The sequence below is a fragment of the Mesorhizobium sp. genome, assembly GCF_005063415.1.
GTDB lineage: Bacteria > Pseudomonadota > Alphaproteobacteria > Rhizobiales > Rhizobiaceae > Mesorhizobium.
Map to the genome: position 1 here is coordinate 25619 of NZ_SUEG01000026.1, position 12309 is coordinate 37927.

Consider the following 12309-nt stretch of genomic DNA (forward strand, 5'->3'; position numbering starts at 1 on the left):
GATGGACGATTCCCGCTGCCAGAGGAAGTCGTCATGAGCGGTTTCGCACCAACCGTGGGCGTGGCATCGACACACCCCGCCAACATGCCTAGGGATCACGCCGACCTTCCCGTCTGGAACGCGGAGAACTGGTTCTACGAAGACTGGCCGATCGGCCAGAAGATCCGTTCGCTGCGCCGGACCATTGCCGAGGGCGACAGCCATCTCTTCAACACGCTGGTGCTCGACATCCATCCATACGTGCAGGACCAGATGTTCGCCGAAACGCAAGGCATTTTCGGCAAGCGGCTGGTGGCAGGGGCCTTCGTGTTCTCGGCCGGGCTCGGGCTCGTCGCCACCAACTGCATCAACGCCTTTTCGTATGGCTACGACAAATTGCGCTTCATCAAGCCGGTGTTCATCGGCGACACGATTTATTCGATCCGCTCCAACCTCGACAAGAAGCCAAAATACAAGGAAATGGGGCTGATCCGCGCCAGCTATGAAGTCTTCAAGGGTGAAGGCGAGCTCGTGCTTTATTGCGAGCACCTGCAGACGGTGAAGTACCGCAATCCGGCCGACTTCGCCGGCAAGACGGAGAAATAGGCAATGGCTGCCATTGCCGAACTGCCGCTGACGGGGCTCATCGTTGTCGATATGAGCCAGTTCCTGTCCGGGCCCTACTGCTCGCTCAGACTGCTCGACCTCGGCGCTCGGATCATCAAGATCGAACGGCCGGATGGCGGCGACCTGTCGCGCCGGCTTTATCTCAGCGACACCGAGATCGGCGGCGATTCCACCATTTTCCACGCGATCAACCGCGCCAAGGAAAGCTTTGCCATCGACTTGAAGGACGAGGCCGACCTTGCGGCACTGCGCGGCCTGCTGGCCAAGGCCGACGTGCTGATCCAGAATTTCAGACCCGGCGTCATCGAACGCCTGGGCTTCGATTACGAGGCGGTGCGCAAGATCAATCCGCGCCTGGTCTATGCCTCGATCAGCGGCTATGGCGAGGAAGGCCCCTGGGTCAAACGGCCCGGCCAGGATCTGCTGGCCCAGGCCCGCTCTGGCGTGATGTGGCTGAACGGCGACGAGGACCAGGGCCCGGTGCCCTTCGGCCTGGCGATCGCCGACATGCTGGCGGGTTCCGCCGCCGCGCAAGGCATTCTTGCGGCACTGGTGCGGCGCGGCGTGACCGGCAAGGGCAGCCATGTCGAGACCAGCCTGCTCGAAGCGCTGGTCGACTTCCAGTTCGAGGTGCTGACCACACATCTCAATGACGGGCGCCGGCTGCCGCGGCGGTCGAGCTTTCGCAGCGCGCACGCCTATCTCTCTGCGCCCTATGGCGTCTATCCGGCCAAGGACGGCTATCTGGCGATCGCCATGACGCCGATCTCGAAGCTGGCCGATCTCCTCGGGCTCGAGGAGCTTGCGCCCTATCGCGACCAGCCGTCGACCTGGTTCACCGCCCGCGACGAGATCAAGGCGATCATCGCGCAAAAAATCGCGACCAGGGCGGTCGATGAGTGGCTCGGTATCCTCGAGCCCGCCGACATCTGGTGCGCCAAGGTTTTGACCTGGCCGGAAATGATGGCCAGCGAAGGCTTCCAGGCCCTCGACATGTTGCAGACGGTGACCCGCGAGGATGACGTTTCGATCCTCACCACGCGCTCGCCGCTCAGGGTCGACGGCATCCGCGCCAAGGTCGAGCGGGCCGCGCCACGCATCGGCGAGCACAGCGCAAAAATCCGCGAGGAATTCGGGCTGTGAGCGACGTCACGCTCAAAGGCATGACCTGGAGCCATCCGCGCGGCTATGACCCAATGGTCGCCTGTTCGGCGCTGTGGAAGGAACGGACCGGCGCCACTATCGAATGGGACAAGCGCTCGCTGCAGGATTTCGAGTCCTTTCCGGTCGAGGAACTGGCCCGTGCCTATGATCTGATCGTCATCGATCATCCGCATGTCGGCCAGATCACCGCCGAGAATTGCCTGGCGCCGCTCGATGTTGCCGGCCGGGAAGCCGAACGTGCAGCACTTGCGGCGGGCAGTGTCGGCCGGTCCTTTCCGAGCTACAACTGGCAAGGCCGGCAGTGGGCGTTTCCGATCGACGCGGCCAGCCAGGTGCAGGCATGGCGGCCCGACATGCTTTCGGCTGCGCCGGCGAGCTGGGCCGATGCGCTCGATCTGGCGCGGCAAGGCCGCGTGTTGTTGCCGCTGAGGCCGCCGCATTCGCTGATGACGTTCTACACGCTTGCCGGCAATCTCGGCCGGCCCGCCGGTGAAGGCCCTGGCGACCATGTGGATCCGGCAACGGGCAAGCAGGTCTTCGAGATGATGCGCGAGATCGCGGCCCTCGTCGACCCGGCCTGTCTTGGCATGGATCCGATCGCGGTTCTGGAGCAAATGGCCGGATCCGTCTCGCGGATCGCCTGCGCACCGCTGATCTATGGCTATGTCTCCTATGCCATCACCGGGTTTCGAGCCAACCGCCTCGCTTTCGCGGATATCCCGGCCGCGGGCAATGCCGGCCCCAAAGGCTCGGCGCTCGGCGGGACCGGCATTGCCGTGTCGGCCTTTTCGAAGGCCAGGCAGGCGGCAATCGACTTCGCCTACTGGATCGCCAGCGGCGACGTGCAGCGCGGCCCCTACGCCTCGGCCGGCGGCCAGCCTGGCCACGCCGCGGCCTGGGCGGATGCCGCCGTCAATGCCGCCGCCGGCAATTTCTACAAGGACACCCGAGCCACGCTCGAAGGTGCCTGGGTCAGGTCGCGTCACGACGGCTACATGGCGTTCCAGCAGGCGGCGTCCGATCGCATCAATCTCGGCCTGAGCGAAAGGCACAATGCCGCTGGCGTCGTTGTCGATCTCAATCGCCTGTTTCGGGAGAGCCTTTCGACGCAGGTGTCCGGCGTTGCAGGCGGAGGAGCGGCGTCAGAAACTCCATAGCCGCTTCGCGTTGCCGGCCAGCAGCTTTCGCCGTTCATCGTCGCTGGTGCCAGCAAGCAGCGCGTGCGTTGCCGCAATCCAGGTCGCAAGCCCGCCGCCGAGCGTGCAGACCGGCCAGTCGCTCCCCCAGACGACGCGGTCCCAGCCGAAACATTCGATGGTGTGCTCGACATAGGAACGCAGCGTTTCGACAGTCCAGGATCCGGCATCCGCATAGGCGACCACACCGGAAATTTTGCCGACGACGTTCGGTCGCCGCGCGATCTCTGCCATATGCTCGCGCCAGGGGTGCTCGGCACCACCCTTGATGTCGGGCACGCCGCAATGGTCGAGCACGAACTGCACGTCCGGCGCGAGGTCGGCAAGTGCGATCGCCCTGGGGATCTGATGGGGCAGAACGACGAGGTCGAAGGTCAGGCCGCTGCCGGCCAGCCGCTTGATGTTTTCGCGGAACAGCGCGCCTTCCGAGAGCTCATCCGGCATGACGTGCAGCACGCGGCGAAAGCCCTTGACGAAAGGATCGGCGCGCTCGCGCTCGAGATAGGCGGCAAAGCCCGGCTCTTCCGGACGGCAGGAGGCAATTGCCCCGCGTAGCAAGCTGGCCTTGTGCCGCGATAGCGCTTTGACACGGCTGGTTTCAGCCTCGATGTCGGCTGGATCGACATCGACCTCCATATGCAACGCGCCCTCGATGCCGGCGCGGCGGGCCTGGACTGCATATTCGTCGTAGGAGAAATCGCGGTTGAGCGCCGGCACGCCGGCCAGCCAGGGATAGCGCAGCGCGGACTGGTCGATCAGGTGCAGATGGGTATCGAAGATCATGGTGGCGCGCTCCTCCTTGGCGACTTCGAGATCATCTCACGGAGAAATTCTTCATTCAAATAAGAATTCATCTCGATTGCTTGACGGTCGAACCCGCCAGTTGCGACAGCTTTTCGGTCGCCGTCAGCAACAGCTCTATCGTCCTGGTAATGTCGGGCGCCTTGAGTGCGTTGACCAGGGTTATGTAGGGGATCGACAGTGCGGCGATCGCCTTGCCATCTGAGCCGAGAACGGGCGTCGACAGGTTGAACACGCCGGCCGTCTGCATCGACGCCATCATCTCGTAGCCGCGTTCCCTAATCTGGTCGAGGCGAGCAAAGAATTCCGGCGACTGCGGCGGCTTGTCAGTGCTGCGCAGATGTTCGGAGATCATCATCTGCCGCTCTTCCGGCGAGCGGAACGCCAGCAATACATGGCCGGACCCGGTGTCGAACAGGCTGATATGCGAGCCGACGCGGATAGAGATGCCCCAGTAATCCGGCGCTTCCTGCTGGGCAATGACCACGGCGGAACCGCGATCGAAGACGACGAGCTGATTTGCCTGCTGTGTGGTTTCGGCCAGTTCGCGCATCAGCGGCGTCGCATAGGAGGCCAGCCGGCGCACCGGCGCGTGCAGCTGCGCCAGGCCAAACAGCTTGAGCGTCAGCGAGTAACGGTCGCCATCCGGCCGCGTGACATAGCCGCGCCGCACCAGCCGATCCAGCATGCGATAGAACTCGTTCGGGCTGCGGTCGAGTTTCTTGGCGATTTCCGCCTGCGTCAGGCCGCCGTCGACGCCGGCCAGCAGCTCGAGGATGTCGAGCCCCTTGTCCAGCGCCGGGGCTCGATAGCGCTCGTCTTCCTCGTCCTCTGCCATTGGGCTTCTCCAGTGAATTTCGCATTTCATATACGCATAACAGTTGCTTCCGGAAGAACTTTCGGCTTGACGATCCTATAAATATTTTGTTTGTATATGAATGAAGCTGCCGATCAGCCCTCGCTATGGATCGACGCAGACTCTTGGGAGGATACCAATGACGAAACTGTTTTGCGGCCTGTCGGCCGGCGTAACGCTGCTCGCACTTGGTGCGAGTGCTGCCCTTGCTGCCGACCTGCCCGGCAAATTCGACGGCGTCACCATCGACGCCAAGCTGATCGGCGGCCAGCAATATGAAGGGCTCTACGCGCGCATCGGCGAATGGGAAAAGCTGACCGGCGCCAAGGTCAACGTGATCTCGAAGAAAAACCACTTCGAGCTCGACAAGGAAATCAAGTCGGACATCGCCTCCGGCAGCATCAACTGGTGCGTTGGGTCGAACCACTCGTCCTTCGCGCCGCAATATCCTGATATCTACACCGACCTCAACAAGCTGCTGCCGAAGGAGGAGATCGACGCCTTCGTTCCGTCGACGATCAAAGCCTCGACGCTCGAGGGCAAGCTGGTAATGCTGCCTCGCGCGCAGTTCGACGTCTCGGCGCTCTATTACCAGAAGAGCCTCTACCAGGACGAAGCCAAGAAGGCCGCCTACAAGGCCAAGTACGGCAAGGAACTGACGCCACCCGACACCTGGGACGAGGTCGCCCAGCAGGCGGAATTCTTCGCCAGCCCGCCGGATTTCTATGGCACCCAGTTCGCCGGCAAGGAAGAGGCGATCAACGGCCGCTTTTACGAGATGCTCATCGCCGACGGCGGCGAATACCTCGACAAGGATGGCAAGCCGGCCTTCAACTCGGAAGCCGGCGTGCACGCGCTCGACTGGTTCGTCAATCTCTACAAGGCCAAGGCGGTGCCGGCCGGCACCACCAACTATCTCTGGGATGATCTCGGCCAGGGCTTTGCCTCGGGTACCGTCGCCATCAACCTCGACTGGCCGGGCTGGGCAGGCTTCTTCAACGATCCAAAGTCGTCGAAGGTCGCCGGCAATGTCGGGGTGAAGGTGGCGCCGAAGGGATCGGCCGGCATTCGCACCGGCTGGTCGGGGCACCACGGATTTTCGGTCACCGAAAACTGCGCTAGCAAAGAGGCTGCGGCGTCGCTGGTCTGGTTCCTGACCAATGAGGACAGCCAGAAGCTCGAGGCGGCAAGCGGCCCACTGCCGACCCGCACAGCGGTGTGGGACTGGGACATCCAGCAGGCGGCCAGCGATCCCTACAAGAAGGAAGTGCTGGCGGCTTTCCAGGAAGAGGCAAAGCACGCTTTCGCCGTGCCGCAGACACCTGAATGGATCGAAATCTCCAACGCCGTCTATCCCGAATTGCAAGCCGCCATCCTTGGCGACAAGACCTCCAAGCAGGCGCTGGACGACGCTGCCGCCAAGGCCACCCAGATCCTCGAGGACGCCGGCAAGCTTTGACCATTCTCGCAAGGGGGCGCCGCGCTCATCGAAGAGCGGCGCCCCCGAACTTTTTACGAACCATGCGCAACACGCTTTGTCTTGATCCCAGCTCGCCGATGGCGGCCTTCGGTGTCCGGGCGCCAACCAGAACCGGATCGCCATGAAAGGCTGGAGACCTTCGCCGCCATTGCTGCTCCTGCTGCCGGCGGTGATCGTGCTGGCGGCCGTGGTGGTGGTGCCGTTGCTGCTATCGCTCTACTCCAGCTTCACACCGTTCCGGCTGACCAAGCCGGAGACGTTCTGGGTCTTCATCGGCGCGCGCAACTACGTTGCCATCCTGACCAGCCGCGCTTTCTGGGTCGCCTTTGCCCGCACCGTGGTGCTACTGACGGTTGCGCTCAACCTGGAAATGCTGATCGGGCTCGGGCTGGCGCTGCTGGTGGAGAAGGCATCGCGCGGCCAGCGGGTTCTGCGCACCATCATGATGTTTCCGATGATGTTTTCGCCGATCCTCGTCGGCTTCCAGTTCAAATTCATGTTCAACGACAATATCGGCCTGGTGAACAATGCCCTGCAGGGGCTCGGCCTGACCGACCGCGCCATCCCGTGGCTAATCGACGGCAATCTCGCCTTCATCGCCATCCTGATCGCCGAGATCTGGTCGTCGACCTCGGTGTTCGCGATCCTGATCCTGGCCGGGCTGCTTGCGATGCCGCGCGAACCGGTCGAGGCGGCCCGCGTCGACGGCTGCACGCCGTGGCAGACATTCCGCTATGTCACCTGGCCGTTCATCATGCCGTTTGCCTTTATCGCCATGACCATCCGCTCACTCGACGTCGCGCGCGCCTATGACATCGTCAAGATCATGACCGACGGCGGCCCCGCCGGCCGCACCGAACTGGTCTGGACGCTGGTCGCCCGCACCGCCTACAGCGATGCCAGGATGGGGATGGCCAACGCCATGGCCTATTTCTCGATCCTGCTGTCCATCCTGTTCACCGTCTATTTCTACCGCAAGCTCGCAGCGGCGCGCACGCAGATCGCGGCGGAGTGGTGAGGATGGACCAGAACAGCCTGCATCGCGTCGGCAACAAAGCGCTTCGGATCGTCCACGGCATCGGACTGTTTCTGGCCATGCTGGTCATCTGCCTGCCCGGCATCTGGATCGTGCTGTCGTCGCTGCGGCCGACCGTCGAGATCATGGCCAAGCCGCCGGTGTGGATCCCGCAGCAACTCTCGCTCGACGCCTACATCGCCATGTTCAGCGGCGTCGGCCAGGGCGGCATTCCGGTGCTCGACTACTTCCGCAATTCGCTGATCATCTCGGTGACCTCGACGGTGATCGCCATCGTCATCGGCATGGCCGGCGGCTATGCCTTTGCGCGCTATCGCTTCCGCGCCAAATCGACGATGTTCCTTGGCCTGATGCTGACGCGCACGGTGCCTGGCATTGCGCTGTCGCTGCCGCTGTTCTTCGTCTTTGCGCGGCTTGGCATCATCGATACGCATTTCGGGCTGATCCTGGTCTATGTCGCGCTCAACGTGCCCTTCACCGTCTGGCTGATAGACGGCTTTTTCCGCCAGGTGCCGAAAGACCTCGCAGAGGCGGCGCAGATCGACGGCTGCACGCGCTGGCAGGCCTTCTGGCAGGTCGAGTATCCGCTGGCCGGCCCCGGCATTGCCTCGGCCGGCATCTTTGCCTTCCTCACTTCCTGGAACGAGTTCGCGCTCGCCTCGCAGCTGACACGCTCGATCAACTCCAAGACCCTGCCGGTCGGCCTGCTCGACTATACGGCCGAATTCACCATCGACTGGCGCGGCATGTGCGCGCTGGCCGTGGTCATGATCATACCGGCGCTCACGCTTACCTTCATCGTCCAGAAACATCTCGTCGGCGGCCTCACGTCCGGCGCGGTGAAAGGCTGACATGGCAACCGTATCGCTCAAGAGACTCACCAAAAGCTACGGTCCGGTGGCCGTGGTGCACGGCATCGATCTCGAGGTCGCCGACCGCGAGTTCATCGCGCTGGTCGGTCCGTCCGGCTGCGGCAAGTCGACAACCCTGCGCATGATCGCCGGCCTCGAGGCGATCAGCGACGGGGTCATCGAGATCGGCGGCCGCATGGTCAACGACCTGCCGCCGCGCTCGCGCAACATCTCGATGGTGTTCCAGTCCTACGCGCTCTATCCGCATATGACGGTGCGCGAAAATCTCGGCTTCTCGCTCAAGATCGCGGGCGCCGCGAAAGAAGAAATGGACCGTCGCGTCGCCGAAGCGTCCGGCATTCTCGGCCTCGACCAATTGCTCGACCGCCGGCCGTCGCAGCTGTCCGGCGGTCAGCGCCAGCGTGTCGCCATGGGCCGCGCCATCGTGCGAGATCCCGATGTCTTCCTGTTCGACGAGCCGCTTTCCAATCTCGACGCCAAGCTTCGGACGCAGATGCGCACCGAGATCAAGAAGCTGCACGCCAAGGTCAAGTCGACAGTGATCTACGTCACCCATGACCAGGTCGAAGCGATGACATTGGCGGACCGCATCGTCATCATGCGTGACGGCTTCATCGAGCAGGTCGGCACACCCGACGAGGTCTTCCGCCGGCCGCAGACACGCTTCGTCGCGGGCTTCATCGGCTCGCCACCGATGAATTTGCACGAGGCGGTTGTCGACGACGGACAGCTGCTGTTCGCCAGCGGCGAGAGGCTGCCCCTGCCCAGCCAGTTCAAAGCAAATGTCGGAACAGGCGACAAAGTCGTGTTCGGCCTCAGGCCCGACGACATCTATCCGACGGGGCACGGCATCAGCTCCGGCGAAGATGTCGACGTCCACCAGGTGGAACTGCCGGTGACCGTCACCGAGCCGCTCGGCAACGAGACGCTGGTGTTCGCCGAATTCAACGGCAGCGACTGGGTATCGCGGATGCTCAATCCAAAGCCGCTCAAAACCGGCGACCGGGTCAAGATGAGCCTCGACCTGTCGCAGGCCCATCTGTTTTCCGCCGATACCGGCAAGACATTGCGAGGTTAAAACATGGCAAAGATCGAGAAAGTCGAACTGCGGATGGTCGACCTGGTGCCGAAGGTCAAGCGCACCGATGCCATCCAGAGTTTTGTCAGCCAGGAAACACCGATCGTCACCATTACCGATGCCGACGGCGCGGTCGGCACCGGCTACAGCTACACGATCGGCACCGGCGGCTCGTCGGTGATGCGGCTCCTGGCCGACCACCTTGCGCCGCGGCTGATCGGCCGCGACGCCGACATGATCGAGGCGATCTGGCACGAGCTGGAGTTCGCCACCCATGCCACGACGATCGGCGCGATCACGGCAATCGCGCTCGCGGCCATCGACACTGCCCTTTGGGACCTGCGGGCGAAGAAACAGGGCCTGCCGCTGTGGAAGCTGGCCGGTGGCGCCAAGGACCGCTGCCCGCTCTACACGACCGAAGGCGGCTGGCTGCATATCGAAACCGAGGCGCTGGTCGAGGATGCGCTGGACGCTAAGGCCAAGGGTTTTCGCGGCTCGAAAGTCAAGATCGGCAAGCCGCACGGTTCCGAGGATTTTGCCCGGCTGACGGCGGTGCGCCGGGCGGTCGGAGACTCCTACGAAATCATGACCGACTGCAACCAGGGCTTTTCGGTCGACGAGGCAATCCGCCGAGCCGAGCGCCTGCGTGAACTCGACCTCGCCTGGATCGAGGAACCGCTGCCGGCCGACGACATTGACGGCCATGTGCGGCTGTCGAGTGCCACATCGACGCCGATCGCCGTCGGCGAGTCGCTCTATTCGATCCGGCATTTCCGCGAATATATGCAGAAGGGCGCGTGCTCGATCGTGCAGGTCGATGTCGGCCGCATCGGCGGCATCACGCCGTGGCTGAAGGTGGCGCACGCGGCCGAGGCGTTCGACATACCGGTCTGCCCGCATTTCCTGATGGAACTGCATGTCAGCCTGACATGCGCCGTTCAGAACGGCAGATATGTCGAGTATATTCCCCAGCTCGACGAGCTGACCGGCAAGAAAATGCGTATCGAGGACGGGCACGCATTGGCGCCGGACGAGCCCGGCATCGGCATCGACTGGGACTGGGATGCGATCAAGGCGAAGAGCATCGCGGAATTCACCACGACGATAGTGAAATAGGAGGCGGATATGCAGCGAATGGGAATGGTGCTCGGCCTCAAGCCGGAGAAAGTCGCCGAGTATGTGCGGCTTCACGCCGCCGTCTGGCCGGTCGTCCTCAAGATGATTTCCGCCTGCAACATCAAGAATTATTCGATTTATCTGAGGGAGCCGGAGCACCTTTTGTTCAGCACCTTCGAGTACCACGGCACCGACTATGCCGCCGACATGGCGAAGATGGCTGCCGATCCCACGACGCAGGAATGGTGGGCGCTCTGCATGCCGTGCCAGGAGCCGCTGCCGACCCGCAAGGAGGGCGAGTGGTGGGCGTCGATGGACGAAGTCTTCCATTATGACTGATGACATTTTCGATCCTGCCTCGCTTTCCCAGGCCTGGACACAGCCGTCAAAGCCCAGGCCGATCGTGATTTTCGGCGCCGGCTCGATCGTCGGCGATGCGCATTTCCCGGCCTATGGGAAGGCCGGTTTCCCGGTTGCCGGGCTTTTCGACCCCGACCTGGCCAAGGCGGAAAAACTGGCGCAGAAATGGGGCGTCACCGCTTACCGGTCGCTCGAGGAAGCTGCGTCAATCAAGGACGCCGTCTTCGATCTGGCGACGCCGCCGGCCTATCATGCCGGCGTGCTCAGGGCGCTGCCCGATGGTGCGGTGGCGCTGATCCAGAAGCCGATGGGAAGTGACCTCAGCCAGGCGACCGAGATCCTTGAAATCTGCCGCTCCAAAGACCTGAAGGCGGCGGTGAATTTCCAGCTGCGCTTCGCGCCGATGATGCTGGCACTCAAGGATGCGATCGCCAAGGGCTGGCTGGGCGACGTGATCGATTTCGACGCATGGCTGGCGCTGGCGACACCCTGGCAGCTCTGGGAATTCCTGTCGCAGGCGCCGCGCGTCGAGATCGCCATGCATTCGATCCATTATCTCGACCTGATCCGGCAATTGCTCGGCGACCCCAAGGGGGTTCACGCCAAGACACTCGGCCATCCCGGCCACAAGGTTGCGCAAACGCGCACCAGCGCGATCCTCGACTATGGCGACACCGTGCGCTGTGCGCTGTCGATCAACCACGATCACAAATTCGGTCGAAAACACCAGGCCTGCGAATTCCGCATCTGCGGCACCGAGGGCGCCGCCTATCTCAAGCTGGGGCTCAACCTCGACTATCCGCGCGGCGAGCCTGACATCCTTGAAATCTATCCGAAGGGCGGCTCCGACTGGATTACGGTGCCGCTCGTCGGCGCATGGTTTCCAGACGCCTTTGCCGGCCGCATGGCCAATGTCCAGCGCTACGCATCGGGCGAGGACGCCGAACTTGTCAGTTCCGTCGAGGACGGCTGGAACACCATGGCGCTGGTCGAAGCCGCCTATCAATCGAGCGCGGCGCCGGCAACACCGATCGCGGCGAGGCCCTGACATGGAGCAGACGATCTATTTCGAGGACTATCAGATCGGCTCGTCGCGCATGACCAGCGGGCGCACCATCACCGAGACCGACTTCGTCGTCCATGCCGGCCATACCGGCGATTTCTTTCCCCACCACATGGACGCCGAGTTCATGAAGACGACGCCGTTCGGCCAGCGCATCGCCCACGGCACGCTGGTGTTTTCGGTCGGCGTCGGGCTGACGGCAAGCGTCGTCAACCCGGTTGCCTTCTCCTATGGCTACGACCGGCTGCGCTTCATCAAGCCGGTGTTCATCGGCGATACGATCAGGACCCGCACCACCATCTCGGCCCAGGAAGACGACCCGAAGCGACCCGATTCAGGCCGGGTCGTCGAGCGCTGCGAGGTGATCAACCAGCATGGCGACGTGGTGTTGGTCGCCGACCACATCTACATCGTCGAGCGTCGCGACAAGCCGAGCAGAGCCTCGACGGACGGCGCTGAAACCTAAAAACAAAAAACCGCCTTGCGGCGGGTCCTCGGTGCGAATCAGCACCATACCCAGATTAGTAGCATAGCTGCCGGCACAAAGCAAGAACAAATGCTACCCAGGGCAACTGCTTCAGGTCGGCGGTCATTGCCCTGCGGTCCAGCATTGTGGTTGGCGAAAGCCGAAGCGACATCCGATCTCCCCCCTTGCGGGGGAGATGTCCGGCAGGGCAGAGG

Annotated in this window: 13 protein-coding genes; 11 read left to right on the plus strand and 2 right to left on the minus strand. The window is 63.0% G+C overall.

All coding sequences use genetic code 11. The features are described from left to right. Positions 1–33: 33 nt before the first annotated feature. From E5W70_RS09940 to E5W70_RS09950, 3 genes are read left to right on the plus strand one after another with little or no spacing between them, the layout of a single operon-like run. Positions 34–585, plus strand: a complete 552-nt coding sequence (locus E5W70_RS09940) for a MaoC family dehydratase (protein WP_292657077.1) — start codon at positions 34–36, stop codon at positions 583–585. A 3-nt stretch (positions 586–588) separates the two neighbouring features. Continuing rightward, positions 589–1749 (plus strand): CaiB/BaiF CoA-transferase family protein, encoded by a 1161-nt coding sequence (locus E5W70_RS09945; protein ID WP_292657080.1) that lies wholly within the window; start codon positions 589–591, stop codon positions 1747–1749. A 20-nt stretch (positions 1750–1769) separates the two neighbouring features. Then, positions 1770–2927 (plus strand): ABC transporter substrate-binding protein, encoded by a 1158-nt coding sequence (locus E5W70_RS09950; protein ID WP_292657155.1) that lies wholly within the window; start codon positions 1770–1772, stop codon positions 2925–2927. Here E5W70_RS09950 and E5W70_RS09955 read toward each other — a convergent pair. Next, positions 2913–3749 (minus strand): amidohydrolase, encoded by an 837-nt coding sequence (locus E5W70_RS09955; protein WP_292657083.1) that lies wholly within the window; start codon positions 3747–3749, stop codon positions 2913–2915. The two genes, E5W70_RS09950 and E5W70_RS09955, sit on opposite strands and share 15 nt — an antisense overlap. Before the next feature lie 67 nt (positions 3750–3816). Then, positions 3817–4605, minus strand: coding sequence for an IclR family transcriptional regulator (locus E5W70_RS09960; RefSeq protein ID WP_292657085.1), 789 nt, complete (start codon positions 4603–4605; stop codon positions 3817–3819). Between the two features lie 157 nt (positions 4606–4762). Between E5W70_RS09960 and E5W70_RS09965 the strand changes: the two genes are divergently transcribed. The 8 genes from E5W70_RS09965 to E5W70_RS10000 all read left to right on the plus strand — a co-directional run bounded on the left by E5W70_RS09965 (position 4763) and on the right by E5W70_RS10000 (position 12094). Then, complete coding sequence (locus tag E5W70_RS09965) at positions 4763–6082, plus strand: sugar ABC transporter substrate-binding protein (RefSeq protein WP_292657088.1); 1320 nt, start codon at positions 4763–4765, stop codon at positions 6080–6082. A 142-nt stretch (positions 6083–6224) separates the two neighbouring features. Further along, a complete protein-coding gene (locus tag E5W70_RS09970; protein ID WP_292657090.1) occupies positions 6225–7121 on the plus strand; it encodes a sugar ABC transporter permease in 897 nt (298 codons plus the stop codon). A 2-nt stretch (positions 7122–7123) separates the two neighbouring features. Beyond that, on the plus strand, positions 7124–7990 hold the full coding sequence (locus E5W70_RS09975) for a carbohydrate ABC transporter permease (protein WP_292657093.1): 867 nt from the start codon (positions 7124–7126) through the stop codon (positions 7988–7990). 1 nt (position 7991) lies between these two features. After that, positions 7992–9089, plus strand: a complete 1098-nt coding sequence (gene ugpC / locus E5W70_RS09980) for a sn-glycerol-3-phosphate ABC transporter ATP-binding protein UgpC (protein WP_292657096.1) — start codon at positions 7992–7994, stop codon at positions 9087–9089. Between the two features lie 3 nt (positions 9090–9092). Next, positions 9093–10205 carry a mandelate racemase/muconate lactonizing enzyme family protein gene (locus tag E5W70_RS09985; protein ID WP_292657099.1) on the plus strand — a complete coding sequence of 371 codons (1113 nt, stop codon included), beginning with the start codon at positions 9093–9095 and terminating at the stop codon, positions 10203–10205. 9 nt (positions 10206–10214) lie between these two features. Further along, positions 10215–10544, plus strand: coding sequence for an L-rhamnose mutarotase (locus E5W70_RS09990; protein ID WP_292657102.1), 330 nt, complete (start codon positions 10215–10217; stop codon positions 10542–10544). Continuing rightward, a complete protein-coding gene (locus E5W70_RS09995) occupies positions 10537–11613 on the plus strand; it encodes a Gfo/Idh/MocA family oxidoreductase (RefSeq protein ID WP_292657104.1) in 1077 nt (358 codons plus the stop codon). Before E5W70_RS09990 ends, E5W70_RS09995 begins: the two co-directional genes overlap by 8 nt. A gap of 1 nt (position 11614) precedes the next feature. Then, positions 11615–12094, plus strand: coding sequence for a MaoC/PaaZ C-terminal domain-containing protein (locus tag E5W70_RS10000; RefSeq protein ID WP_292657106.1), 480 nt, complete (start codon positions 11615–11617; stop codon positions 12092–12094). Positions 12095–12309: the final 215 nt, after the last annotated feature.